Raw genomic sequence first — 23,876 nt, forward strand, 5'->3', positions numbered from 1 at the left:
CATGTCGAAAGTCCAGACCGCCGCTCAAGACACTGACGCCCGGCGGCAATCGCATCTGTTCTACCTGTCCAGCCTGCGCCGGCCATTGGTCGACCGCGCCGAGGGCATCTACATCTGGACGCAGGACGGACGACGCTTCATCGACGGCTCGAGCGGCCCGATGGTCGCCAATATCGGCCATTCCAACCGCAATGTGCTCGACGCCATGAAGCGGCAGATGGACCGCGCCACCTTCGCCTATCGGCTGCATTTCGAGAACGAGCCGGCGGAGGAACTGGCACGGGAACTGGCTGGCAAGCTGCCCGAGGGCATGGACCGCATCTTTTTCGTCTCGGGTGGCTCGGAAGCGACGGAGTCCTGCATCAAGCTGGCGCGACAGTGGGCGGTAGCCACCGGACAGGCCAGCCGCTGGAAGGTGATCACGCGCTTTCCTTCCTATCATGGCGGCACGCTGGGTTCGCTCTCGATCACCGGCGATGATGGGCTGGCCGAAACATTTGAGCCTATGATGCGGGTGATGCCGACCGTGCCGGCACCGACGGCGTGGCGCGACCGCGACAATCTTTCGATGGAACAGCGCGGCATCCGCTATGCCGACATGCTGGAGGAGAAAATCCTGGCCGAGGGTCCCGAGAGCGTGGTTGCCTTCATCATGGAACCGATCGGCGGTGCGGCGACCGCTGCCCTGGTGGCGCCGGACAGTTACTATCCACGCATCCGCGAGATCTGCGACCGTTACGGCATCCTGCTCATCCATGACGAAGTGATGTGCGGCGCCGGCCGCACCGGCAAATTCCTCGGTGGCGACCACTGGAACTGCAAGCCCGATATCGTCGCGCTGTCGAAGGGGCTGGGCTCGGGCTATGCGCCGCTCGGCGCTCTGGCCGCGCCCATGCGGCTGGTGCAGCCGCTGCTCGCCTCCGGCGGCTTCCAGCACGGCCACACCTATGCCGGCAACCCGCTGGCCTGCGCCGCCGGGCTTGCCGTGCTCGGCGAAATGGACCGGCTCGACCTTATCGCCAACGCGGCCGCGATGGGCGAAGTGCTGATGGACGGGCTGAAGGGGTTGCAGAAACGGTTTCCATTCATCGCCGACGTGCGCGGCAAGGGCCTGCTCACCGGCGCCGAGATGGTTGCCGATCCCGATACGCTACGGCCGATCGACCAGAACAAGAAAGCCACGCAGCGCTTGCTCGACCTCGCCTATGAACGCGGGTTGATCATCTATGGCCGCAGGGTCAAGGGCGGCGTCGACGGTGATAACTTCATGGTTGCGCCGCCAATGATCGTCACCAAGGAACAGGTCGGCGAGATCGTCTCCATCATCGGCGACTCGCTGGAGGTTCTGGCCGCCGAACTCGACCTGCCGGTCGAAGGCTGAGGACAAAAATGGCGCCGCGAAAAGTCATCATCACCTGCGCCGTCACCGGTTCGGTGCACACGCCGTCAATGTCGCCCTACCTGCCGGTGACGCCGGTCCAGATCGCCACCGACGCCATCGCCGCCGCCGAAGCCGGCGCCTCGATCCTGCATCTCCACGCCCGCGATCCCCGGGATGGGCGGCCGACCGCCGATCCGGACGTGTTCATGCAGTTCCTGCCGCGCATCAAGCAGGCGACCGATGCGGTGATCAACATCACCACCGGCGGCTCGTCGCTGATGACCTTGGACCAGCGGCTGGCTGCCCCGTTGCGGGCCGAACCCGAAATGTGCTCGCTCAACATGGGCTCGATGAATTTCGCGCTGTTTCCGATGCTCGACAGGCCGAGGGAATGGCAACACGAGTGGGAGCCGAAGCTGCTCGAAGCCACGCGCGACACCATCTTCAAGAACACCTTCGCCGACATGGAGAGCGTGCTTGAGAGGCTAGGCAAGGGCTGCGGCACGCGCTTCGAATTCGAGTGCTACGATGTCGGCCATCTCTATTCGCTGGCGCATTTCCGCGACCGCGGGCTGGTGTCGGGACCGCTGTTCATCCAGTTCGTGCTGGGCATTCTGGGCGGCATCGGCGCCGACCCGGACAATCTCGTCCACATGAAGCGGATCGCCGACAAGCTGTTTGGCGACAGCTATCAGTTCTCGGTGCTGGCCGCCGGCCGCAATCAGATGCCGCTGATCTCGATTGCCGCGGCGATGGGCGGCAATGTCCGCGTCGGGCTGGAAGACAGCCTTTATGATGGCCGCCAGCTGGCGAAGTCCAATGCCGATCAGGTGCGCCGCATCCGTGGCATTCTCGAGGGGCTGTCGCTGGAGGTCGCCTCACCCACCGAAGCACGCGACATGCTGGCACTGAAGGGCGGCGACCGGGTGGCGTTCTGAGACAATGATCTGAGATGCTTGCGATCCTTCCTACCCCCCTCTGGCCTGCCGGCTCCGGCCCTTCGCTGTCGCTCCGGGCGTTCGTCGTTCGGAAAGCCAAGCAGTTGGCTTTCCGTCCGCTAGGCGGACCACTCCTCACCCCCCGCAAGGGGGGAGATCGGATGCCATCTCGGCTTTCGCTAACTTCCAACGTTGCATATTGGGCAGCCAGATCGAAACCGCCAATCTCCCCCCTTGCGGGGGAGATGTCCGGCAGGACAGAGGGGGGTGCCTGGGCACTCGACCTCCAATGACCGAAATCCTCATCCGCCCCGGCCGGATCGACGATGTCGAAACCATCCACGCGGCGATCCTGAAACTCGGGGCCCACATCGGCGCGCCGGAGGAGATCATCTCGACGGCAGACGATCTCAGAACCTACGGCTTTGGCGAAAAGCCTGCCTTCTCGACCCTGATTGCCGAAGTCGGCGGCGAATTCGCCGGGCTTTGCCTGCATTTCCCGATCTTCTCGACCTGGATGGGACGGCCTGGCGTCTATGTGCAGGACCTCTATGTCGAGGACCGGTTTCGCGGCCGCAAGATCGGCGAGTTGCTGCTGCGGCACGTCGCGGCACAGTGCCGGAAAGAAGGCGGCGTCTATCTGCGGCTGTCCGTCGACACCGACAATGAGGGCGCCAAGGCGTTTTATGAAAGGCTGGGCATCGCCTGGTCGAGCTACGAGCAGACGCAGAAGATCATCGGCGAGGCCTTCTTTGCCTTCGCCGATGCGCCGGAGAGTGGGGAGCAGGAATGAAAGCCTTCTATGCCGAGGAACAGAAGCGCCACGATCCCAAGGCCTTTCTTTCGAGCGGCGCGGCGAAGCCCAATCCGGAAAAAACCGGAGCGGGTCGAGAGATTGTTAGCCGGCGCATCATCTGCCGGCTGCGCGATCGAGCGGCCGCGCAATCACGGGCTCGGCCCGGTCGCGGCGGTGCACACGCCGGAATATTTGGACTTTCTCGAGCACATTTTCGAGCGCTGGCAGCGCATCGAGGGCGCTTCTGCCGAAGTGATCCCCAACATCCATCCGATCGCGCGCAACGGGTCCTATCCGGCCTCCGCTGTGGGCCAGGCTGGCTACCATATGGCCGACACGGCTTGCCCGATCTCGGGCGAGACATGGCAGAGCGCGCTGTGGAGCGCTTGGAGCGCGGTCGAGGCCGCTGAAGCCGTGATATCAGGCACGCCGGCCGCCTACGCGCTGTGCCGCCCGCCCGGCCACCATGCCTTTGTCGATGTCGCCGGCGGCTTCTGCTTCATCAACAATTCTGCCGTTGCAGCGCAGGTTTTGCGCAAACAGGCGGCGCGGGTGGCGATCCTCGATGTCGACCTGCATCACGGCAACGGCACGCAAGGCATCTTCTATGCGCGGCCGGACGTGCTCACCGTGTCGCTGCACGCCGATCCGGTGCGCTTCTACCCGTTCTTCTGGGGCCATGCCGACGAGCGCGGCGAAGGGCCGGGCCTCGGCTACAATTTCAATCTGCCGCTGCCGCGCAAATCCGCCGATGCGGCGTTTCTCGAAGCGCTTGCGGTGGCGTTCCAGCGCATCCGCGCCTTTTCGCCCGACGCTTTGGTCGTGGCGCTCGGCCTCGACGCGTTCGAGGGCGATCCGTTCGGCGGGCTTTCGGTGACGACGCCGGGCTTCTCGCGCATTGGCGAGGCCATCGCCAAGCTCGGCCTGCCGACGGTCATCGTCCAGGAAGGCGGCTACCTCTGCGACGAACTCAGCGACAATCTGACCGCCTTCCTCACCGGGTTCGGCGGCAAGACGCGGTGATCTCGTCCCAACAGCGCGTCAGGACCGCTGCTGCCTGAGCATGGCGATGACCCGATGCACGCTCTCCAGCGTCTCGTCGATTTCCGACGCCGTGTTGTAGTGGGCTATGCCGATGCGCACGACGCCATGCTCGGCCGGAATGCCGAGCTGGTGGACGATCTCCCAGGCGTAGTTGTGGCCGGACCACAGGAAGATGTTTTCGGCATTCATCTGCCGAACGATCGTCTCCGGCACGATGCCGTCGACGGTGAAGGACACCGTCGGCACGCGCTCGCTGAGCCGCTTCGGATCGGTGATGCCATGGATGGTCAGGCCTGAAATATCGGACAGGCCGTCGATCAGCCTTTGCGCCAGCGGGTTTTCATAGGCGATCGAGACTTCGAACGCTTTCGCAATCTTCTGCCTTCTTGAGCCGCCCTCGCCCGCCGCGGCACCGAGGTCGGCAAAATAGTCGACCGCGGCGGTCAGGCCGGCCATCAGCTCGATCTGCGGCGTGCCGAGTTCGAACCGCTCCGGCAGGCCATTGGACGAGCAGCGGCATTTATAGGGTTTCAGGCCATCGATGACGTCGCGCCGACCCCACAATATGCCCATATGCGGACCGAAGAATTTGTAGGCCGAGCAGATCAGAAAATCGCACCCGAGACCCCTGACGTCGATCAGGCCATGCGGCGCGAACTGCACGGCGTCGACATAGACCAGCGCGCCGGCATTCCTGGCGATGGCGGTCAACGCCTTCACCCGGTTGATCGAGCCGGTCAGGTTGCTGGCGTAGTTCAACGCGACCAGCCGGGTCTTTTTCGAAAGCAGACCAGTCAGCGCCGCCTCTTCGACCTGCCAGCTCTTTTCGTCGAACGGCAGCCAGCGCACGACGAGGCCAAGGTCCTCGGCCAGTTGCAGCCAGGGCGACACGTTGCCCTCATGGTCCATGCGGGTGAGGATGATCTCATCGCCGGGTTTCAGCGTGCGGCCGAGTGTGCGCGACATGTGATAGGTCAGCGTCGTCATGTTGGCGCCGATGATGATTTCCTCAGGGCTCTGCGCGCCGAGGAAGTCGGCCATCGCCTGATGCGCCGCGTCGACGACTTGTTGCGCTGCGACAGTTGTTTCGAAATAGCCGCCGAGATTGGCATTGGTGGTCAAAAGGCAGCGCGACACCGCATCGGCCAGCGCCTGCGGCACCTGCGTCCCGGCAGGGTTGTCGAGATAGATGCGCCGTCGCCCCTTGGCGGTCAGCGACAGCGCCGGAAACCTTCCACGCACTGCCTCGATCGGAAAATCCACCATTGTCTCCACCCCTCTGTCTTTCCCGGCCAATTCTACCCCCGGAGCCAATCAGGGACAGGGATTGCCGACGCGCTGATGGATCGCATCCACCGCCTTCTGCATCTCGTCGGTCCAGACGACGTCCACCGAAGACAGCGCCATGTCGAGCTGCGCAACGGTCGTCGCGCCGACGATGTTCGAGGTGACGAAGGGCCGGCTCGAAACATAGGCATTGGCAAACAGTGCCGGCTCCAGGCCAAAGGAACGCGCCAGTTCATTGTATTCGAGCTGTACCTCGGCGGCATTGGGCGTCTCGTAGCGCTGGCCGCGGTTGAACAGCTGCGAGCGCGAACCCTGCGGGCGCGCGCCATGGTCGTATTTGCCTGAGAGATAGCCCTGTGCCAGCGGCGAATAGGGCAGCAGTGACACGTGCTCGCGCTCGCAAACCTCGGCAAGGTTCACCTCGAAGGTGCGGTTGACGAGATTGTAGGCGTTCTGGATCGACGCGACGCGGGGGCCGACGCCTTTGTCAGCCTCCGCCAGGAACCGCATCACGCCCCAGGAACTTTCGTTCGACAGGCCGAAATGGCGGACCTTTCCCACCTTCACCAGTTCGTCGAACACCGCAAGCGTCTTGGCGATCGGCGTCTCGTCGGTTGGTGCGCCAACAGAATCGGCACGGCGCGGTACAGCGCCGACGCGCGTCGGGTTGGCGCCCCAGGGTATGTCCCGTTCCGGCCAATGGATCTGATAGAGATCTATGTAGTCCGTGCCGAGCTTGGCCAGCGATTTGTCGATGGCGTCAAAGATATCGGCGCGCACCAGTTGAGACGGCCTGTCGCCGCGAAACCAGCCATTGGCCGTGCGGCCGACCACTTTCGAGGCGAGGATCACCTTGTCGCGGTTGCCGTTGGCCTTCATCCAGCTGCCGATGATCTTTTCGGTCCGCCCTTGCGTCTCCGCCTTGGGCGGGATCGGGTAGAGTTCTGCGGTGTCGATGAAGTTGACGCCGCGCGAAAAGGCCAGATCCATCTGGGCGTGCCCATCGGCCTCGGTGTTCTGCTGGCCCCAGGTCATGGAGCCCAGGCAGATCTGGGTAACAAGGAGATCGGTTCGGCCGAGACGGCGTTTGTGCATGGAATTCTGCTCCGGGGGAAAGCTTGCGCGGCGGCGCTGAAGGGAAGCCGTATCTATAGGGAAAGCAGAGACGCTCTCCAAGTCTCGCCAGACCGACTTTTGGGTGAACCAGCCAGTGGTTAGCGGCGAACACCGGCCACGGCGCGGCGCTTGGCCTCGTCAATCAGCATATTGGCCACCTGCATGCGGATCATGGCGCGCTGGCGCAGATGCGGAGCGACACGATCCGGGTGGTTGGCGAAGGCAAAGCTGCGGCGCATCCGGCCAAAGTCGGCGATTTGCTTGGGCTGATTGAGACCAAGTTCGACCGCGATGGACTCCGGATCGATCGGCGGCAGCTTTTCCTCGGGCTTTGGCTCTTCGCCGGCGAGAGCCAGTCTGGCGTGATCGAGCAAGGCGGCGAATTCGGTCGCCAGATCGGCGCCGGCCTCGCGGTACTCGGTGGCGGAAACCTTGATGCGGCCGGAATGGAGTTCATCCGCCACCGAGAGATAGTCGAACGGGATGGATGGACGAGCGCCGGTCTCTTCGCCCTCAATTCCGTCGCCCTTGTCGGAGGCGACGAAGAGGTCGTCGAGCAACGAAGCGAAATCACGCTTGGCGCCAGTAGCGATGTCAACCTCCCCCTTTGCCCGACCGTGCAGGCTTCAGAGCATAGAACCGGCTCGTTAAAAATGCATGCCGCCGATGGTAACGAATTTAGCCGTTTGCCGGGTTCGCCGCTCGCGCGTCCGCAATCCCAAAACAAAAAGCCGGACTGCACTTTCATGTAGTCCGGAATTCGCCAGGAGTGGCGAGGAAAAGCCGGCCAAGTGCCAGCGTTCGAGCCTACGGTGCGCGCCGGACAAAAGTTTCACCCGGTCGCGGAAAATATGTTCAAAAAAATCATCAGTGCATGGCTGGCATGCAAATGCTGCACTGCACAATTGTCACGATTCACCTATATTGGGAGCCGTGGAGGAGCAACCAGGGGCTTGAATCATGGGTTTCTTCACTGAAATGTTCGCCCGGCCGCGGCCACAGGAACATCTGAGATATCGCTCGGCGCTTGCACTGCTTCACTCGATGAGCAATGCCGACCGCGCCGACATCGGCATCAAACCCGCCGACTTTCCGCGCATCGCCCGCGAAATGTCCATTCGCTAGATGCATCCGATGGTCCAGATGTCCCGGATAAGTCCGGGACATCTGGAGAGCCTCAATTCGTCAACGCGATCCCAGGAATGTCGCCTTGCCCAATGGCACGCCATTGTGGCGAAGGATGCCGTAGGCGGTGGTGAGGTGGAAGTAGAAGTTGGGCATGGCCACGTGCAGCAGATACTGCAGGCCCGGCATCGAGACTTCGCGTCCGGCAAGCTTCAACTCGATCAGCTTGTCATCCGAACCATCGAACTCGGCGGCTGAAAATGTCGCCAGAAGGTCCAGGGTCTTCGTGACGCGCGCCTGGACATCGGCAAAACTCGCCTCATCGTCCTCATATCTCGGCACTTCGCGCCCGGCGAGCCGTGACGGCGCGCCCTTGGCGTGATCGGTGGCGATCTGCACCTGCCTGGTCAAGGCGAACATGTCGGGCGCCAGCCGCGCCGTCAAAAACACCTGCGGGTCTATCTTGCGGTCAAGCGCATTCTGCTCGGCTGCCGACAGTACAGCGGAAAGCGCTTTCAGCCTGGCCGAGAACACAGGCACGGATGCTTCATACATCGATATCGTCACGTCAGATCTCCTGTCCAGCCGGAACGCCGGCGGACGGGACGTAGCGCCTTCGCGGACGATTCTTCAAGCACCACCAGCGCCGCGTCACCACGTTGCCGCAATCGCCGTAGTAGAATCTCCTCATCGAGCGGAGATTCCCGATGAGACGCGCCCTTTCTGCAGCGACTGCCCTTCTCTCCCTTGCCACGACAGGCCAGACGGCATTGGCCGCCGACGATGCCCCCGAAGCGCCCTATGTCGACGATCGATCAAGCGCCGACGCCGTGGTCCGCTCGCTCTACAGCGCCATCAACCGGCACGAATTCGCCCGCGCCTGGGGTTATTTCGGCGATACAAAGCCGGCAAAGGATTTCGACAGTTTCGTCAAGGGCTATGACGGCACCGACAAGGTCGAAGTCCAGACCGGCGCCGTTTCAGACGAAGGTGCCGCCGGCAGCATTTTCTACAACGTCCCTGTCGCCATCCGCGCCACCGACAAGACCGGCGACGAAAAGGTCTTTGCCGGCTGCTATACGCTGCGCCAGGTGAATGCCCAGATCCAGGCGGCGCCGCCGTTCGATCCGATCCACATCGAAAAGGGTGCACTGAAACCCTCCACCGCCGATTTCGAGGAAGCTGTGCCACCAAGCTGCGGCGACGGGCCACCGCCACCGAAGAAGGACACGGCACTGGAGCAGGCCAAGAAGGCCTTGCTGGCGACCTATGGCGACCAGTGCGACAAGCACCTTCTGACCAATGAGCCGGAGGTTTTTTCGATCAAATACAAGGACAAGGATGCGGCGCCGGGCGATCCCGACAAGGAAACCCGGCTGTTTCATTTTTCCTGTGCGGCCGCCGCCTACAATGAAAGCTCGATCTACTACATGACCGACGAGGTGGACGGCGTGCGGCAATTGCAGCTCGCCGAACCGGAGACCGATATCCGCTACGAGAACAACGATAGTGACGGCAAGCTGTTGAGCGTGACGGTGATCGGCTTCCACACAACAGGATGGGCCACCAATTCCGACTATGACCCGGACGCTCATACGATCACCACTTTCAACAAGTGGCGTGGTGTTGGCGATGCGTCCGACTCGGGGACCTATCTGTTCCGCAATGGCGATTTCTCGCTGGTCCAGTTCGACGTCGATGCATCGTATGACGGCGAGGAAAACCCGCAGACGGTTGTCGACTACAACACCGCACCCTGAGCGTTGGGCCGGCTTTCCGCAGCGTCGATCAAGGCGCCTTCGACAGCATCCAGTTGAGCGTCCCGCGCCAGTCGGTCATGCGGATCGGCGTGCCGTGGGTTCCGGTCTCGAAGCGGACGAAGCGGGTCGGATAGGGATAGGCTTTCGATTTGGCGATGATGGAGCGGAAGAAGGCTTCCTGCTTTTCCACCGGGAAGACCACGTCATGGCTGCCCTGGCCGAAGAAAACCGGGACATGACGCCTGAAGGCAGGGCTTGAGAAAAAACTCTCGTCCCATAGCGAGCCGAGCAACAGCAGCCCGTTGATGCGCCGGCCCGTGTCGTTGCGGGCGGCAAGCTTCCAGCACAAGGCGCCACCCATCGAGCCGCAAGCGACGAAGATTTTCGCGCCCGGCGACTGTTCGGCGTAGTGATCGATCAACGCGGCCACCTGCGCCGTGCCCTTGTCGCCGAAATCGGGAAAGTCGGGCGACAAATAGAGGCCGCCATTGCCGGCCACCAGGTTCTTGAGGCGATTGAAATTGCCGCCGAAGGTGAAGTCGTCGACGCCTTGCTTGCGGCTGCCGCCCTGCCCGTGCAGGTAAAGCACGATGATGCCGGCACCCTCGGTCTTGCCGACGGCAACGTGCCTGACATCGCCGGCATCGGTCTTCAGCAGCAGATCCTGCTGCACCTTGCGAACGCCGGTGTCGGTATATTGGGCATGCACCCGGCGCTCCGGCACCTCGTCACGCTGGTTGATGTCGCGCATCTCGCGATAATCGAGGACCGTGTAGGCGCCGTTGCTGTCGGATGACAGCGTGGCCGGATAGGCGAAGAGATCGTCCTTGAAGGGTTTTAGGGACAGCGTCTGACTTTGAGCGACCGACGACAACAGTGTTGTCGCGGTTACAAAGACACAGAAAAATCGGAAGCGGAAATTCATGCCAGCAGGCATGCGTTTTTCGACTTCGGTTTGTCAATCCTGCAGCACGCCACCGGCGCCTTCGAGCGCCTCTCGGGTATCGACGTCCACAGACGCACCTTCGCCGATCTCGACATCGATGACATCGAGCCCCTCCGTCTCGACCAGGTGGCGCGCGCCCGTGTCGCCCTCGAGATGGGCGATCGCCGGAAACAGCGAACGCGGCAAGAGCACCGGGTTGCCGCGCTTGCCGTCATGCGAGGCGCGCACCACCGAATTGCCACCGGCCTTGCGGAACGCATCGATCAGCCTGTCGAGATCGGTCGACGCGACACCCGGCATGTCGCCGAGAACGATCATCACACCAGCCGAATCTTCGGGCAGATAGGCAATGCCGGCCTTCAGCGAGGTGGACAGGCCATCGGTGAAATCGGGATTGTCGGCGAAGGTCACATCCAGCCCAGCCAGCGCTGCCTGCACCCGCTCGCGCTGGTGGCCGGTGACGACGATCGTGCCAGAAGCCTTCGAGCCGAGCGCGCGCTCGGCGGTGCGGCGCACCAGCGGCTTGCCGTCGAACAGCGCCAGCAATTTGTTCGGTCCGCCCATGCGGCTCGACCGGCCGGCGGCCAGAAGCACGATGCCAACCTTGAGCCGGCTTTTGGCCGGCACCGGTTCGCGTGGCTGCGGCCGCGTCGGGATTTCCATCAGCAGGCCGCCGACCCCCATGCCGGCGATATCCTTGGCGGTTACGTCAAGGCCAGCGATCAGCCGGTCCAGCACCCAGTCGAAGCCGTTCTCCTTGGGGCTGCGGGCGCAGCCGGGCGCACCGATGACGCGCTTGCCATTGAGCGTGCCCAGCACCAGCAGATTGCCGGGATCGACGGGCATGCCCGCACGGATAACCGTACCACCCGCTCTCTCGATCGCCGCTGGAACGACATCGGCGAAATCGCTCATCGCCGAAGCGCCGAAGATCACCACCATGTCGTTGTCGCGCGCCAGCGAAGCCGCGGCCTCCGCCACCGGCGCGATCTCATGCGGCGTGCGGCGCTCCGCCGTCAGCCGGCCGCCGGAGCGCGCCAGCCGCGCTTCGGTGACGCGCAGCGTCTTGTCGAGCACACTTGGCTTGATGCCCGGCAGCACGGTCTGGATGACGCCAACACGCACCGGCCGATAGGCGTTGACGGCAAAGATCTCGCCGCCGGCGCAGATTTTCGTGACCGCATCGACCAGCGCAGAGCTGACCGCGAAGGGAATGATCTTCACCGTCGCGACCATCTGCCCCTTCTCGACCGGCGCATGCTGCGCCAGCGTGGCGATGGTGATGGCGGGATCGATGGCGTTGATGGCGTCGATCATTGCGGCATTGACGGTGAAGATACCCGCTGACCTGGCATGGAGATTGACCCGCCCGGTCGCGGCCGGCCTGGCGTCGACGCCGCGAAAGGCCATGCTCCCGGCTATTTCCTGCGCGGCGGCATCCTCGCCAAAGTCGTCGGCGGCCAGCACGGCCGCAACGACCTGCGAAATGCCGGCATCCCGCAGCACGCCCACATCTTCGGCGCTCAGCCTGTGCGCCTTGCGGAAGCGCCGCTCGCCGGCGGTTGTGGCATGCGCCAGCACCGCACCTTCCGCCGCTTCGATCGGGATCGGGCCGAATTTCACGCCGCCGCGTCCTTGGACTCGAGACCGCGCGAGCGGAAGGCATGGACGACCTGTGCCAACACCGCAACCGCGATTTCGGCTGGGCTGGCGGCACCAATGTCGAGCCCGATCGGCGCGTGGATGCGGGCGATCTGCTCGGCGCTCGCGCCCAGCGCCAGCAAGCGTTCGGCGCGTTTGGCATGCGTCTTTCGGCTGCCTAGCGCGCCGACATAGAAGCAGTTGGCGTCGAGCGCTGCCTTCAGCGCGAAATCATCGATCTTCGGATCATGGGTGACGGCGGCAAGTGCGGTGTAGCTGTCGAGCGGCTGGCGTTTCAGCACATCCTCCGGCCATTCGGCATGCAAGGCGACGTCGGGAAAGCGATCCGGCGTGGCAAAGGCAGTGCGCGGATCGATGATCTCCAGGGGATAGCCGGCGATCCTGGCCATCGGCGCCAGCGCTTGGCTGATATGGACGGCGCCGATCACCACCAGACGCGGCTGCGGCAGATGCGCGTTGAGAAAGAAGGTCCGCCCCTCGGCCTCGACCGAACCGGAATTGCCTGATCGAAACGCCCTGGTGATGGCGGCGCCGAGATCGCCGGCAACCTGGTCGCCTTCGCGCACGATGCGGTCGCGGCCGTCGCCAAGGTCGGTGACGAGGATCGCCGCGCGGCGGGCGCGCCGTTCGGCGTTCAAAGTTTTAAGCGCGTACGGATCCATCCGAGATCAGCCCAACCGCTCGACATAGACTTTTATCCGGCCGCCGCAGGACAGGCCGACCTGCCAGGCAGTTTCGTCGGCAACGCCGAACTCCAGCATCCTGGCCTTGCCGCTGTCGATGACGTCGATTGCTTCCGTCACCACCGCGCCTTCGACGCAGCCGCCCGAGACGGAGCCGTGGAAATTGCCGTCGGCGTCGATGACCAGATGGCTGCCAACGGGGCGCGGCGCCGAACCCCAGGTCTCGACCACAGTGGCGATGGCCACATCCTTGCCGTCCTTCATCCAGCCCTCGGCGATGATCAGCGGGTCGCGGGCCTCATCGAGATAGATGCTGTTTTCCATGATCGCTTCTCTCAGAGTCTGTTTTTCCGGAAAACATGTTTTCCCGGGCAATATATGGTCATGCGGCGTGCCTCGTGCCAGCGTCCAGCCATCGGCGCGGATCGACAGACTGCACTGATTTCTTGTCCAGCGAGGCGCAGAGATCGGCCAGCGCTTCGAGATTGTGCACCGAACGGAACTCGTCGACATGCGGCAGCATCGCCTTGACGCCGCGAGCGCGCGCCTGGAAACCGTCAAAGCGCAGCAATGGGTTCAGCCAGATCAGCCGCCGGCAGGATTTGTGCAGGCGCTCCATTTCCTCCGACAGGCCGGCGACATCGTCGCGCTCCAGCCCGTCCGTGATCAAAAGCACCACTGCCCCCTGCCCGAGCACGCGTCGCGACCATATCAGGTTGAACTCGGCCAGCGTATCGCCGATGCGGGTGCCGCCCGACCAGTCCTTGACCGCCGCCGAGCAGTCGGCAAGTGCCGCATCGGGATCGCGATGGCGCATCTGCCGGGTCAGATTGGTCAGCCTTGTGCCGAAGACGAACGTGTGCACGCGCCGGCGCTTTTCGGTCAGCGCATGCAGGAAGTGCAGGAAGATGCGCGTGTATTGGCTCATCGAGCCGGAAATGTCGGCCAGCACCACCAGCGGCGGATGCACCTCGCGTGGCGAGCGGAACTTCGGCAGGATCAATTCGCCGCCGGTGCGCGCCGCCGAACGCATCATGGCGCGCGGATCGATGCGGCGGCCATGCGCATCGGCCTTGAAGCGCCGGGTCCGCACCATGTCGAAGGGCAATCGCAGCTGCGCGATCGCCTTCCTGGCGTCCGCCATCTCGGCGGCGTTCATCTGGGCAAAGTCCTTGCCGCGCAGCACCTCGTTGCCGGAGAAGGTGAAGCGGGCGTCGACCTCGATCTCGGGGATCTCCTGTGTCGGCTGGTTCTTCTGGTGACCCTCGAACAGCGCCTGGCTGACGCGGTTCTCGGCGGCGCGCGGCTTCTGCTTTTCCCGCGTGTCGGGCGCCACCGGCGAAAACATCGCCAGCATCTTTTCGATCAGCTCACGCGACTTCCAGAACAGCCGGAAGGCTTCGTCGAAGATGGCGTGATCCTCGTGCCGCGACACCAGCACGGCGTGCAGCGTCCAGTAGAAGTCGTCGCGCGAACCGATGCCGGCAACCAGCACCGCCTCGATCGCGTCCTTGACCGAGGCCGGTCCGACCCGCATGCCGGCTTTGCGCAGAGTACGCGCGAAATAGACGATGTTGTCGGCGATACGCCCATCCGGCCGGGCTTCCCTGGGTTCGGGGCGCAACACCGCCATCGCCCTACTGCGCCGCCGAAAGCTCGGCCTTCACCTCGTTGAGGATGCGCCGGCCTTCGCCCTGTTCGATGCGGGCGATGTCGTCCTGGTATTTCAACAGCACGCCGATCGTGTCGGATACGGTTTCCGGATCGAGCGCCACCTTGTCGAGTTCGGTCAGCGCGCCGGCCCAATCGATGGTTTCGGCGACGCCCGGCACCTTGAACAGCTCGATCTGGCGCAGCTTCTGGATAAAGGAGACCACCTCGGCCGAAAGCCGCTGGTTGGCCTGCGGCACTTTTCGGCGCACGATCTCCAGCTCACGCTCGGCGTCGGGATAGTCGACCCAGTGATAGAGACAGCGCCGTTTCAGCGCGTCGTGGATCTCGCGGGTGCGGTTGGTGGTGATGATGACGATCGGCGGTTCTTCCGCCTTGATGGTGCCGAGTTCAGGCACCGTCACCTGGAAGTCCGAAAGGATTTCGAGCAGGAAGGCCTCGAAGGCCTCGTCGGTGCGATCGAGCTCATCGATCAGGAAGACCGGTGCGGCGCCCGTCTTGCCGGTCAGCGCATCGAGCACCGGGCGGCGGATCAGGTATTTCTCGGAGAACACATTGCGCTCCATGGCGGAGCGATCGACCTTGCCGGCCGCCTCCTCCATGCGGATCTCGATCATCTGCGCGGCGTAGTTCCACTCGTAGACGGCGGACGAGACATCGAGCCCTTCATAGCACTGCAGGCGAATCAACCGGCGGCCAAGCGTCTCGGCCAGCACCTTGGCGATCTCCGTCTTGCCGACGCCGGCTTCACCTTCCAGGAAAAGCGGCCGCTTCATGCGCAGCGACAGGAACAGCACTGTCGCCAGCGACCGGTCCGCCACATAGTCCGCACCGGTCAGGAGATCGAGCGTCTCGTCGATCGTCCGCGGCGCGGCGCGCGGTTTCAGCTCGCTCATTCTTTCTCCGTGAATGCCGCCGCTCCGCTGTCCAGAACGTGGTAGCCGCGGGCGTGGTAGATCAGCGGCCGCAAATTATCGCCTATGCGCAGGCCTGTCACCTTGCCAAAAAGCACACGATGCGTGGCCAGATCCTTGGTGTCGATCAGCTCGCAGTCGAACACGGCGAGCGCGCCCTTCAGCGTCGGCGCGCCAGTCGAAATCACGTCCCACTCGCCGAGCGCGAAACGCTCCTCGACCGGCAGGCCGGTCATGCCGGAAAAGCCGACCGACAGCGCCTCCTGATGCGAAGCCAGTGTGTTCAGGGCAAATCTGCCGTTTTTCACGAACGGCTCATTCTTGGGATTTTCACGGTTAAGGCAGACCAGAATCGTCGGCGGCGTGTCCGATACTGAACAGGCCGCGATCACGGTCGCGCCGCGCTTGCCCGCCGGCCCATCGGTGGTGACCACATGGACGTGGCCGGCAAAATGGCTCATCGCGTCGCGATAGGCCTGCGGCCCAATGTCATTCTTCGTCAGCACCGGAAATTTTCCACAGTCAGAAACCCCACCGCTATATATGGCGACATACGACATGCCACAAGCGAGGCAACGTCCGAGCCTGGGCTTCCCTGTCCCCAAATTCGCGTGTTGCGCCAAGACCGGGCAGCCTTTAGGTCTTGGCGGCAAATAGTGCCAAGAGCATAAGACCGGCACGGAGGGACTCCATCGCTCGAATGCGACCCGGGACAAGAACAATAGCGGCACTGTTCTGGCTGTTTCTGGCCGGCAGTGCGAATGCCGGGACGCTGCTGGTCGGCGTCGCCGCGCCGCTGTCCGGACCATCGGCCATCCTCGCCAAGCAGATCGAGGCCGGCACCGGTCTTGCGGCTGAAGCGAACGGCATCGAACTCAAGACCGTGGACGACGCCTGCACCGCCGATGGCGGCGCTGCAGCGGCCAGGGAATTCGCCGCGGCCAAGGTCAATGTCGTGGTCGGCTTCCTCTGCACCGACGCGATCGAGGCGGCGATGCCGATCCTGAAAGACGCCAGCATTCCGGTCATCACCGTTGGCGTGCGAACCGAAAGCCTGACCGATCGCCGTGCCAAGACCGGCTGGCCGATCTATCGCCTCGGGCCACGCGGCGACGATGAGCGCAATGCCGTCGCCTCCAGCCTCCCCCATCTGTGGCAGAACGAATTGTTCGCCATCATCGATGACGGCACCATCTATGGCCGCGAAATCGCCGAGACGTTTCGCGCGGCGGCCGAGCAGGTGGCGCTGAAGCCGGTGTTCGTCGACACGTTCCGGCCTCAACTCGACAACCAGATCGGAATGATTGGCCGACTGAAGAAGGCCGGGGCGACGCATGTCTTTGCCGGCGGCGACGGCGAAGACATCGCCATCATGGGCCGCGACGCGGTGCAACTCTCTGCCGGCATCGTGTTCGCCGGCGGCGAAAATTTACGCACACCGGCCGGCGACGTGCCCTATGCGACGGGCACGCTGATGATCGCACCGCCTGAATGGGCTGATGTCGCCGATCCAAAAGTGCTGGAAAGCTTCTCCGAACGGAAAATCGTGCCGGACGGCTACACGCTGCCGGCCTATGCGGCAATCGAGATCGCCAAGGCGGCGTCAGGCCTGTCCGAAACCTCTGGCAAGCCGCTGGTCGACGCCCTGACCGGGCATGATTTCACCACTGCAATCGGGGCAATCCGCTTCGATGCGAAAGGCGACCTCAGTCAGAGCCCCTACCGTGTCTTCCGCTTCGATGGCACGCGTTTTACGCCTTTGGAAAGCAACTGATGTTTCGCACCGGACCGCGCAATCTGATCACGGACGTCGCCGGCCTGCGCGTCGGCAATGCTTCCGACGCCAGGCTGAAGTCCGGCGTCACGACCGTGCTTTGCGACGGGCCGGCGGTGGCCGGCGTGCAGATCCTGGGCGGTGCGCCGGGCACCCGCGAGACCGATCTGCTCGAACCGCACAATTCGGTCGAGGCGGTCCACGCCGTGGTGCTTTCAGGCGGTTCGGCGTTCGGGCTCGACGCTGCATCCGGCGTGCAGGCGGCGCTGCGTGAACGCGGCATCGGGCTCGAGGTCGGCGGCTTTCGCGTGCCGATCGTGCCGGCGGCGATCCTGTTCGACTTGCGCAATGGCGGCGACAAGGATTGGGGCCGTTATCCGCCCTACCGCGAACTCGGCTATGAAGCAGCGCAAACCGCCGGCACCGAATTCCCGCTCGGAACGATTGGCGCCGGCACCGGTGCGCTCACCTCGGGGTTGAAGGGCGGCCTCGGCTCGGCCTCGACGCTGCTGGACAATGGCATCACCATCGGCGCGCTGGCCGCCGTCAACCCGACAGGCTCGGTGACCGTCGGCCGAACCCGCCATTTCTGGGCAGCACCCTTCGAAATCGGCGACGAATTCGGTGGGCTTGGTTATCCCTCGCCGATGCCGGACGATGCGAAACGGATCCTGTTGAAATACCGCGACAGCCGTGTCGGCGGACAGATGGAAACCGGCGGCAACACCACCATCGCGGTCATTGCCACGGACGCGGTCCTCAGCAAGGCTGCCGCAAAGCGCTTGGCGATGTCAGCGCATGACGGGTTCGTGCGCGCCATCTGGCCGACGCATACGCCGGCCGATGGCGATCTGGTGTTCGCACTGGCGACGGGTACGAGTGGTGTCGAGCTTACGGCCGACGCGGCGATCGACCTTTACGCCGCTGCCGGCGCCACCATGGCGCGCGCCATCAGCCGCGGCGTGTTTGCCGCGACGCCTGCCGATGACGATCTGTTTCCGGTCTGGTCGTCGCGCTCGGGGTGAAGCAGCCGATCAGGTGGGATCGGATTTTTCTTCCTCGAAGGTCACCGCAACATCGGAATTCGCCGACAGCCACACCTTGTTGACATCGACCTCGGCAACCAGGCTGAGGGCAATGTAATGGTGATGGCCCCTGTGAGAACCCTGGCCGCTGTCGGCCTTGGTCAGCTTGATGCGCTGCCCGTCGACCTCGTCGACGGTGCCGATATGCACGCCGTCGGCGCCGACGACTTCCATATGCTCACGAATTTTGCTGGTGTCGGTCATGGTGGTGCTCCATTGGGACTGCCGACAATAACAAATGGCAGCCCGATTGGATGCATCGGCCTTCGGACTGCACGACGTTTTGATTGCGTCGTGGTAGGGGATTGAAACGATCCCGGCTGCCGGAGTGAAAACCGATGCGACTTCTCTTCCTGTTTGTCGTTTCCCTGCTTGCGCAGCTTGCGACGTCGATGGTCGCCCATGCAGGCGATGTCGCCGAACTCGAAATCCTCGGCTTCACCAGGGATGGCGGCGTCTTCGCCTTTGAGGAGTGTGGTGTCCAGGACGGTTCGGGCTTCCCCTACGCCAACCGCTATTATATCGACACGAGCGACGACAGTTTTCTCAAGGGAACGCCGATCCGGGTGCGGATCGACGATGAAAATGCCACGCTCGAAGCGGCTCGCCTCGAAGCCCGGCAGAAGGGCGAGGCAATCGTCAAACAGGCCGAGTTGACCGCGAACAAAGGCATCACCGCGGGCTTCAACCCGGTGACCGAACTTTCGGCCGACCCCCACCGGATGGCGGTCAACCCGCGCCCGATCTTCTCTCCGGTCGACCAGCCGCTTGAATTCCGACTCGACGAGATCGGCATGAACAATACCGAAGGCTGCCAGAGCCAGGGCGAGATCAATGGCTTTCGGCTGCTGCGCATCGAGGCACAGGATGGCGGCGCGACCAAGCTGCTGCACGAGGACAAATCGATCCCCAAGAGCCGGGGGTGTCCGAACGGCTACCGGATCGGCGCGGTGCAGACATTTTCGATGGACAGTCTCAGCGGCTACGCGGTGCTGATCAGCGTGCGCCAATACGGCTTCGAGGGGCCGAACTTTCGCTGGATCGCGGTGACTGGCCGCCTGTGATACCGCTCGCTCAACCCGTTGGGCGCCATCGTGCCCTGAACCGCCTTCGCCATGCGATGCCAACACCGCGCACCGCGCTTTTCGGCGCCTTGTTGTGGGCCGTGACGATGGGCGCCAGCGCGCTCGTCAACCTGGTGTTGGACGACTGGGAGACGCCTGAAAAAATCCGCACCGTGTCGCTGCTCTATGCCTGCGGCGGAGCGCTCGCCTTTCCGGCTGGCCTGTTCGCGGCACGGCTGGTCTCGCTTGGAAGGCGCTGGGAGGTTGCCTTCGCGGCGGCGTTCGTGTGCCTGCTCGGCGCGACGGTCGGCCTGACCAGCGGGCTGTTCGCCCTGCAATACCGCTCCTACTATGCCGAGTGGCATGCCCCGGCCTTCACCCTCACCTGGGGCTTTCAGCTCGTCTTCACGACGCTGGTGGCGCTCTACCAGTTCATTGTGCTGGGCATCCGGCTCTATTTTCCGCTTGGTTTCGTCGCTCTGTTTGCCGCGAGCGTCTGGTTTGCACGGCAGCAGCGTTGAGCATTTTGCCCACCTCTGTTAGGACGCGGGCAAACTCCTCGACAAATCAGGACTGACCGATGATCCCTCGTTATTCCCGGCCGGAAATGGTCGCCATCTGGTCGCCCGAGACCCGGTTCCGCATCTGGTTCGAGATCGAAGCCCATGCGTGCGACGCGCTGGCCGAACTCGGCGTCATCCCCAAGGAAGCGGCAAAAACCATCTGGGAAAAGGGCGGTGCGGCGAAATTCAATGTCGAGGCGATCGACGAGATCGAGCGCGTCACCAAGCATGACGTCATCGCCTTCCTAACCCATCTTGCCGAATTCGTCGGACCCGACGCCCGCTTCATCCACCAGGGCATGACCTCGTCGGACGTGCTCGACACCTGCTTTGCCGTGCAGCTTAGCCGGGCCAGCGACATCCTGCTCGCCGATATCGATGGCCTGCTCGCGGCACTCAAGCGCCGCGCCTTCGAGCACAAGGACACCGTCACCATCGGCCGCAGCCATGGCATCCATGCCGAGCCGACGACTTTCGGCATCAAGCTGGCGCAGGCCTATGCCGAGTTCTCGCGTTGCCGCGAGCGGCTGGTGCACGCGCGGGAAGACATCGCCACCTGCGCCATTTCGGGCGCGGTCGGCACCTTCGCCAACATCGACCCCTATGTCGAGGAACATGTGGCGGCCAAGCTCGGGCTGAAGCCGGAGCCGGTGTCGACGCAAGTGATCCCGCGCGACCGCCACGCCATGTTCTTCGCCACGCTCGGCGTCATCGCGTCGTCGATCGAACGGCTGGCGATCGAGATCCGCCATCTGCAGCGCACCGAGGTGCTGGAAGCGGAAGAGTATTTTTCGCCGGGCCAAAAAGGCTCGTCGGCGATGCCGCACAAGCGCAACCCGGTGCTGACGGAAAACCTCACCGGCCTTGCCCGCATGGTGCGGTCCATGGCGCTGCCGGCGATGGAGAATGTGGCGCTCTGGCACGAGCGCGACATCTCGCACTCCTCGGTCGAGCGCATGATCGGCCCGGATGCCACGGTGACGCTGGACTTCGCGTTGTCGCGGCTGACCAGCGTCGTCGACAAGCTGCTCGTCTATCCCGACAACATGCTGAAGAACATGAACAAGTTCCGCGGCCTCGTGCATTCGCAGCGCGTCATGCTGGCGCTGACGCAGGCCGGCCTGTCACGGGAAGATTCCTACCGGCTGGTGCAGCGCAATGCCATGAAGGTGTGGGAGCAAGGCGCTGATTTTCTTGAGGAACTTTTGGCCGACAAGGAAGTGACCGCTGCCCTCCCGGAAGCCGAGATCCGCGAGAAATTCGACCTCGGCTATCACACCAAGCATGTCGACACGATCTTCAAGCGGGTGTTCGGAGAAGTTTGAAGCGAGCTTTCTTTCTGCCCGTCACTATACGGGGAGAAAGACGCTCTCCAGGCAATCAGGCCTTGCCGGGAACCGTCCTGATCACCGTGCCCCACGGGTCTTCGCGGGTCACCGGGCTGGTTACATTGTCGGAACGCATCTCGACCCAGGCAAGACCTGACCGGCTCGGATCGCGGCGGCCGGCGCCGGGGCTGCGCCAGGCATTGGCGCCGATGTGGTGGTGATAGCCGCCGGACGACAGGAACACTGCCTGGCCGCCATATTTCGCCACCGTGTCGAAGCCGAATTCCTGGTTCCACCAGGCTTCGGCGTCTTCCGGCCTGCCGACGCGCAAATGGACATGGCCGACAATGCTGTTTTCCGGCGCGCCCTGCCAGCCCGCATCACCCGCCGGCACCTCGGCAACCACGGACGGAATGTTCAGCCGCTCGGTCGCCATGGCGATCTTGTCGCCATTCCACTTCCAGTCCTGCGGACGGCGGTCGGCGTAGATCTCGATGCCGTTGCCTTCGGGATCGGTCAGGTAGAGCGCTTCGCTGACCAGATGGTCGGAAGCACCCTCGATGGCGATCTTGTCGGCGATGGCGTGGTTGATCCAGCGGCCGAGATCGGCGCGGCTGGGCAGCAGGAAAGCGGTGTGGAACAGGCCGGCACTTTGCGGATCATCCGGCTTTGCCGCCGCATCCGCCTCGATGACCAGCAACGGGCGGTTGGCGGCACCGAGCGTGATCGCGCCATCGGCGCGGCTCAATTCCCGCAGCCCGACGACGCTGCGATAATAGGCGGCAAGAGTTTCGGCATCGCGCGCCTTCAGCCCGACACGGGCGACGCTGACCGGGGTGGTGGCGGCAAAGGGCAGTTCACTCATCACATGCTCCATTCGACCGGCCTGCGTTGAGCCTCCCAAAGCAAGGAAGTCCGCGCAGCCAATCATACTACGTCGTGCCAGTTCCAAAATCAGGATTCTCGCACACGACTTTCCTGACGACAAATCGTCCATCGACATCGTTCACACAAGGCTTGAAGAAGCGAACATCGTGTTCACTATTTGTGATCAAAAGCGCGATTCATCGCCGTTGCACGAAGCGACGCCGCTCGCTATTTCAGCGCCATGAAGGTCAAAGACGCAGATATCCTCATCGTGCCGGGCTACACCAATTCCGGCCCCGACCATTGGCAGAGCCGCTGGCAGTCGAAGCTGTCGACGGCGCGCCGCGTCGAGCAGGCGGAGTGGTCCAAACCGGTGCGCGAGGACTGGACGGCGAGCGTGGCCAAGGCGGTCAACGAGGCCGAGCGGCCGGTCGTCATCGTAGCGCACTCGCTGGGTGTCGCCACGGCGGTGCAAGCCATGCCGCAGTTCCAGAAGCCGGTCGCCGGCGCCTTCTTCGTGGCGCCGCCCGATGTCGCCAATCCCAAGATCAAGCCCAGGCACCTGATGACCTTCGGTCCTTACCCGCGCGCGCCGCTGCCCTTTCCTTCGATCGTGATCGCCAGCCGCAACGACCCGTTCTGCGCATTCGATGTCGCCGAGGACATTGCCGGCGCCTGGGGCTCGCTGTTCATCGACGCCGGCGAGACCGGTCACCTCAACGCGGATTCCGGCTTTGGCCCGTGGCCCGAAGGCTCGATGACCTTCGCCAAGTTCCTGACGGATCTTTAGCAGGCCGAAACGCGCAGGAATGCCGCGACTTTTCCGCAGCGCGGCCAGCCAAAAACGTTGATTTGCAACACGGCTTTACGGCAGTGGGCGTGTCGAATAGGCTCTGGCTTCGAAGCGAGGGCAATTTCTTGCATAAGGATGGACGGTTGGAGTTGTTGCGAGGCGTCGCGGCAATTGTCGTGATGCTTTGGCACACGCTGCTTGCTTTTCGCCCCTCTGCAAGCGGCATTTTTGCAAATGGCCCGGCCGACTCACTTCAGACGAGCCTTGCCTTCGTTCTCTTCAACGGCCTGTCGGCCGTGTATCTGTTTTTCGTCATGTCCGCGTTCGTGCTGGTGAAGCGTTATTCCGGAACCCGCAAGATGCAGGATCTGCTGTTGGGCGCGGCCAAGCGCCTGCCGCGGCTGGCCGGCCCCGTACTTCTGACCGTGCTGGCCTCCTGCGCTCTCTACAGGCTCGACCTGTATTTCTTCAAACAGGCAGGCGCTCTTTCAGGGTCGCCTTGGTTGGCCGCGTTCGGCTATGCAACACCGGTGCTGTCGCCGACGACCGCAAGCTTTTCCGATGCCTTCATGCAGGGCGCATGGCGGACATTCATCTTTGGAGACAGCTACTACGACAGCAGCTTGTGGACTATGTGGTTCGAATTCTGGGGCAGCCTCATGACGTTCGCCCTCGCATCATTCGTTTTCTTCCTGCACGATCGCTCCGCAGTACTGTCTTGGTGCGTCGTTGGGATCAGCATAATCCTGGCATGGCTGGTGAACTTCGTTCTTGTCGCCTTTCCCCTAGGCCTCTCGTTGCATCTTCTTGTTGCCGGCAAATTTCGCCTGAACGTGTGGTCGAGGGCTTTCGTCGTGGCGCTCTCGCTGGCGCTCTTGGGCTATGGCGGCAATGCCGTTGGCGTATACCGGCCGCTGGCCGTGCTGGATGTCGACGGCTTTCCAGTGAACATGCGGCAACCCTGCGTCGCTATCCTGGCGAGCGTCATGCTTGTCTATGCGGTGTTGACCATAAAGAACCCGCCGGCGTGGCTGTCAGGCAAGGCGGCACACATTCTGGGCGATTTGTCGTTCCCGCTC

At 63.4% G+C, this 23,876-nt stretch carries 25 protein-coding genes and 1 pseudogene; 13 read left to right on the forward strand and 13 right to left on the reverse strand.

The window, feature by feature from the left end; all coding sequences use genetic code 11:
* Position 1 precedes the first annotated feature (1 nt).
* The 4 genes and pseudogenes from ACFSQT_RS32095 (at position 2) to ACFSQT_RS32110 (ending at position 4,138) form a co-directional block, all read left to right on the forward strand.
* Entirely contained in the window at positions 2-1,381 is a 1,380-nt protein-coding gene (locus ACFSQT_RS32095; RefSeq protein ID WP_379025654.1) for an aminotransferase family protein, read from the forward strand.
* A gap of 8 nt (positions 1,382-1,389) precedes the next feature.
* Positions 1,390-2,319, forward strand: coding sequence for a 3,5-dioxohexanoate:acetyl-CoA acetone transferase (kce, locus tag ACFSQT_RS32100; protein WP_379025656.1), 930 nt, complete (start codon positions 1,390-1,392; stop codon positions 2,317-2,319).
* A gap of 289 nt (positions 2,320-2,608) precedes the next feature.
* Entirely contained in the window at positions 2,609-3,112 is a 504-nt protein-coding gene (locus ACFSQT_RS32105) for a GNAT family N-acetyltransferase (protein ID WP_379025658.1), read from the forward strand.
* Positions 3,109-4,138 (forward strand): annotated as a pseudogene (locus ACFSQT_RS32110) (histone deacetylase family protein). The gene ACFSQT_RS32105 and the pseudogene ACFSQT_RS32110 overlap by 4 nt, the downstream one beginning before the upstream one ends.
* A gap of 18 nt (positions 4,139-4,156) precedes the next feature.
* Here ACFSQT_RS32110 and ACFSQT_RS32115 read toward each other — a convergent pair.
* From ACFSQT_RS32115 to ACFSQT_RS32125, 3 genes are all read right to left on the reverse strand, one after another.
* Positions 4,157-5,425: a cysteine desulfurase-like protein gene (locus tag ACFSQT_RS32115; protein ID WP_379025660.1), complete on the reverse strand. Its 1,269-nt coding sequence runs from the start codon at positions 5,423-5,425 to the stop codon at positions 4,157-4,159.
* A 48-nt stretch (positions 5,426-5,473) separates the two neighbouring features.
* Entirely contained in the window at positions 5,474-6,541 is a 1,068-nt protein-coding gene (locus ACFSQT_RS32120) for an aldo/keto reductase (RefSeq protein WP_379025662.1), read from the reverse strand.
* A 119-nt stretch (positions 6,542-6,660) separates the two neighbouring features.
* Positions 6,661-7,122: a hypothetical protein gene (locus ACFSQT_RS32125; RefSeq protein WP_379025664.1), complete on the reverse strand. Its 462-nt coding sequence runs from the start codon at positions 7,120-7,122 to the stop codon at positions 6,661-6,663.
* Between the two features lie 400 nt (positions 7,123-7,522).
* On the opposite strand from ACFSQT_RS32125, the gene ACFSQT_RS32130 reads away from it, so the two are divergent.
* Positions 7,523-7,687, forward strand: coding sequence for a hypothetical protein (locus tag ACFSQT_RS32130; RefSeq protein WP_023810361.1), 165 nt, complete (start codon positions 7,523-7,525; stop codon positions 7,685-7,687).
* 60 nt (positions 7,688-7,747) lie between these two features.
* Here ACFSQT_RS32130 and ACFSQT_RS32135 read toward each other — a convergent pair whose 3' ends face one another.
* Positions 7,748-8,254 (reverse strand): DUF1993 domain-containing protein, encoded by a 507-nt coding sequence (locus ACFSQT_RS32135; RefSeq protein ID WP_379025666.1) that lies wholly within the window; start codon positions 8,252-8,254, stop codon positions 7,748-7,750.
* 140 nt (positions 8,255-8,394) lie between these two features.
* Between ACFSQT_RS32135 and ACFSQT_RS32140 the strand changes: the two genes are divergently transcribed.
* The gene (locus ACFSQT_RS32140) at positions 8,395-9,447 is read left to right on the forward strand and encodes a DUF1176 domain-containing protein (protein ID WP_379025668.1); all 1,053 of its coding nucleotides are present in this window, start codon (positions 8,395-8,397) and stop codon (positions 9,445-9,447) included.
* Positions 9,448-9,475: 28 nt separating this feature from the next.
* Here the strand turns inward: ACFSQT_RS32140 and ACFSQT_RS32145 are convergent, their stop codons facing one another.
* Genes ACFSQT_RS32145 through ACFSQT_RS32175 form a run of 7 tightly spaced genes read right to left on the reverse strand, consistent with a single transcriptional unit; the run spans position 9,476 to position 15,829 of the window.
* On the reverse strand, positions 9,476-10,384 hold the full coding sequence (locus ACFSQT_RS32145; protein WP_379025670.1) for an alpha/beta hydrolase family protein: 909 nt from the start codon (positions 10,382-10,384) through the stop codon (positions 9,476-9,478).
* A gap of 21 nt (positions 10,385-10,405) precedes the next feature.
* Entirely contained in the window at positions 10,406-12,016 is a 1,611-nt protein-coding gene (locus ACFSQT_RS32150; RefSeq protein ID WP_379025672.1) for an NTP transferase domain-containing protein, read from the reverse strand.
* Complete coding sequence (locus tag ACFSQT_RS32155; protein WP_379025674.1) at positions 12,013-12,717, reverse strand: XdhC family protein; 705 nt, start codon at positions 12,715-12,717, stop codon at positions 12,013-12,015. The genes ACFSQT_RS32150 and ACFSQT_RS32155 overlap by 4 nt, the downstream gene beginning before the upstream one ends.
* A gap of 6 nt (positions 12,718-12,723) precedes the next feature.
* Positions 12,724-13,062: an XdhC family protein gene (locus ACFSQT_RS32160; RefSeq protein WP_056594403.1), complete on the reverse strand. Its 339-nt coding sequence runs from the start codon at positions 13,060-13,062 to the stop codon at positions 12,724-12,726.
* 58 nt (positions 13,063-13,120) lie between these two features.
* Positions 13,121-14,371: a vWA domain-containing protein gene (locus ACFSQT_RS32165; RefSeq protein ID WP_379025676.1), complete on the reverse strand. Its 1,251-nt coding sequence runs from the start codon at positions 14,369-14,371 to the stop codon at positions 13,121-13,123.
* A gap of 4 nt (positions 14,372-14,375) precedes the next feature.
* Positions 14,376-15,305 carry an AAA family ATPase gene (locus ACFSQT_RS32170; protein WP_379025678.1) on the reverse strand — a complete coding sequence of 310 codons (930 nt, stop codon included), beginning with the start codon at positions 15,303-15,305 and terminating at the stop codon, positions 14,376-14,378.
* Entirely contained in the window at positions 15,302-15,829 is a 528-nt protein-coding gene (locus ACFSQT_RS32175) for a flavin reductase (protein ID WP_379025702.1), read from the reverse strand. The genes ACFSQT_RS32170 and ACFSQT_RS32175 overlap by 4 nt, the downstream gene beginning before the upstream one ends.
* A gap of 194 nt (positions 15,830-16,023) precedes the next feature.
* Here ACFSQT_RS32175 and ACFSQT_RS32180 point away from each other — a divergent pair, with 194 nt between their 5' ends.
* Together ACFSQT_RS32180 and ACFSQT_RS32185 are read left to right on the forward strand one after the other, a co-directional pair.
* On the forward strand, positions 16,024-17,097 hold the full coding sequence (locus tag ACFSQT_RS32180) for a branched-chain amino acid ABC transporter substrate-binding protein (protein ID WP_379025680.1): 1,074 nt from the start codon (positions 16,024-16,026) through the stop codon (positions 17,095-17,097).
* On the forward strand, positions 17,097-18,122 hold the full coding sequence (locus ACFSQT_RS32185) for a P1 family peptidase (RefSeq protein WP_379025682.1): 1,026 nt from the start codon (positions 17,097-17,099) through the stop codon (positions 18,120-18,122). Before ACFSQT_RS32180 ends, ACFSQT_RS32185 begins: the two co-directional genes overlap by 1 nt.
* A gap of 9 nt (positions 18,123-18,131) precedes the next feature.
* On the opposite strand, the gene ACFSQT_RS32190 is transcribed toward ACFSQT_RS32185, so the two are convergent.
* Positions 18,132-18,386 carry a DUF2171 domain-containing protein gene (locus ACFSQT_RS32190; protein WP_379025684.1) on the reverse strand — a complete coding sequence of 85 codons (255 nt, stop codon included), beginning with the start codon at positions 18,384-18,386 and terminating at the stop codon, positions 18,132-18,134.
* Positions 18,387-18,520: 134 nt separating this feature from the next.
* Between ACFSQT_RS32190 and ACFSQT_RS32195 the strand changes: the two genes are divergently transcribed.
* From ACFSQT_RS32195 to purB, 3 genes are read left to right on the forward strand one after another with little or no spacing between them, the layout of a single operon-like run.
* The gene (locus ACFSQT_RS32195; RefSeq protein ID WP_379025686.1) at positions 18,521-19,246 is read left to right on the forward strand and encodes a DUF2259 domain-containing protein; all 726 of its coding nucleotides are present in this window, start codon (positions 18,521-18,523) and stop codon (positions 19,244-19,246) included.
* Between the two features lie 56 nt (positions 19,247-19,302).
* Positions 19,303-19,767, forward strand: a complete 465-nt coding sequence (locus ACFSQT_RS32200; protein ID WP_379025688.1) for a hypothetical protein — start codon at positions 19,303-19,305, stop codon at positions 19,765-19,767.
* Between the two features lie 59 nt (positions 19,768-19,826).
* The gene (gene purB / locus ACFSQT_RS32205; RefSeq protein WP_379025690.1) at positions 19,827-21,134 is read left to right on the forward strand and encodes an adenylosuccinate lyase; all 1,308 of its coding nucleotides are present in this window, start codon (positions 19,827-19,829) and stop codon (positions 21,132-21,134) included.
* Positions 21,135-21,189: 55 nt separating this feature from the next.
* Here the strand turns inward: purB and ACFSQT_RS32210 are convergent, their stop codons facing one another.
* The gene (locus tag ACFSQT_RS32210) at positions 21,190-22,002 is read right to left on the reverse strand and encodes a VOC family protein (protein WP_379025692.1); all 813 of its coding nucleotides are present in this window, start codon (positions 22,000-22,002) and stop codon (positions 21,190-21,192) included.
* 243 nt (positions 22,003-22,245) lie between these two features.
* Here ACFSQT_RS32210 and ACFSQT_RS32215 point away from each other — a divergent pair, with 243 nt between their 5' ends.
* Positions 22,246-22,794 (forward strand): RBBP9/YdeN family alpha/beta hydrolase, encoded by a 549-nt coding sequence (locus tag ACFSQT_RS32215; RefSeq protein ID WP_379025694.1) that lies wholly within the window; start codon positions 22,246-22,248, stop codon positions 22,792-22,794.
* Between the two features lie 152 nt (positions 22,795-22,946).
* A partial coding sequence (locus ACFSQT_RS32220; RefSeq protein WP_379025696.1) for an acyltransferase family protein occupies positions 22,947-23,876 on the forward strand: 930 nt, incomplete at its 3' end.

This window comes from Mesorhizobium calcicola (assembly GCF_042682105.1).
Classification (GTDB): Bacteria; Pseudomonadota; Alphaproteobacteria; order Rhizobiales; family Rhizobiaceae; genus Mesorhizobium; species Mesorhizobium calcicola.

Excerpts from the sequence above, each read along its gene's own strand:
- ACFSQT_RS32095 (WP_379025654.1), top strand. The coding sequence starts at position 2 with ATGTCGAAAGTCCAGACCGCCGCTCAAGACACTGACGCCCGGCGGCAA.
- kce (WP_379025656.1), top strand. The coding sequence starts at position 1,390 with ATGGCGCCGCGAAAAGTCATCATCACCTGCGCCGTCACCGGTTCGGTG.
- ACFSQT_RS32105 (WP_379025658.1), top strand. The coding sequence starts at position 2,609 with ATGACCGAAATCCTCATCCGCCCCGGCCGGATCGACGATGTCGAAACC.
- ACFSQT_RS32115 (WP_379025660.1), bottom strand. The coding sequence starts at position 5,425 with ATGGTGGATTTTCCGATCGAGGCAGTGCGTGGAAGGTTTCCGGCGCTG.
- ACFSQT_RS32120 (WP_379025662.1), bottom strand. The coding sequence starts at position 6,541 with ATGCACAAACGCCGTCTCGGCCGAACCGATCTCCTTGTTACCCAGATC.
- ACFSQT_RS32130 (WP_023810361.1), top strand. The coding sequence starts at position 7,523 with ATGGGTTTCTTCACTGAAATGTTCGCCCGGCCGCGGCCACAGGAACAT.
- ACFSQT_RS32140 (WP_379025668.1), top strand. The coding sequence starts at position 8,395 with ATGAGACGCGCCCTTTCTGCAGCGACTGCCCTTCTCTCCCTTGCCACG.
- ACFSQT_RS32145 (WP_379025670.1), bottom strand. The coding sequence starts at position 10,384 with ATGCCTGCTGGCATGAATTTCCGCTTCCGATTTTTCTGTGTCTTTGTA.
- ACFSQT_RS32155 (WP_379025674.1), bottom strand. The coding sequence starts at position 12,717 with ATGGATCCGTACGCGCTTAAAACTTTGAACGCCGAACGGCGCGCCCGC.
- ACFSQT_RS32160 (WP_056594403.1), bottom strand. The coding sequence starts at position 13,062 with ATGGAAAACAGCATCTATCTCGATGAGGCCCGCGACCCGCTGATCATC.
- ACFSQT_RS32165 (WP_379025676.1), bottom strand. The coding sequence starts at position 14,371 with ATGGCGGTGTTGCGCCCCGAACCCAGGGAAGCCCGGCCGGATGGGCGT.
- ACFSQT_RS32170 (WP_379025678.1), bottom strand. The coding sequence starts at position 15,305 with ATGAGCGAGCTGAAACCGCGCGCCGCGCCGCGGACGATCGACGAGACG.
- ACFSQT_RS32180 (WP_379025680.1), top strand. The coding sequence starts at position 16,024 with ATGCGACCCGGGACAAGAACAATAGCGGCACTGTTCTGGCTGTTTCTG.
- ACFSQT_RS32185 (WP_379025682.1), top strand. The coding sequence starts at position 17,097 with ATGTTTCGCACCGGACCGCGCAATCTGATCACGGACGTCGCCGGCCTG.
- ACFSQT_RS32190 (WP_379025684.1), bottom strand. The coding sequence starts at position 18,386 with ATGACCGACACCAGCAAAATTCGTGAGCATATGGAAGTCGTCGGCGCC.
- ACFSQT_RS32195 (WP_379025686.1), top strand. The coding sequence starts at position 18,521 with ATGCGACTTCTCTTCCTGTTTGTCGTTTCCCTGCTTGCGCAGCTTGCG.
- ACFSQT_RS32200 (WP_379025688.1), top strand. The coding sequence starts at position 19,303 with ATGCCAACACCGCGCACCGCGCTTTTCGGCGCCTTGTTGTGGGCCGTG.
- purB (WP_379025690.1), top strand. The coding sequence starts at position 19,827 with ATGATCCCTCGTTATTCCCGGCCGGAAATGGTCGCCATCTGGTCGCCC.
- ACFSQT_RS32210 (WP_379025692.1), bottom strand. The coding sequence starts at position 22,002 with ATGAGTGAACTGCCCTTTGCCGCCACCACCCCGGTCAGCGTCGCCCGT.
- ACFSQT_RS32215 (WP_379025694.1), top strand. The coding sequence starts at position 22,246 with ATGAAGGTCAAAGACGCAGATATCCTCATCGTGCCGGGCTACACCAAT.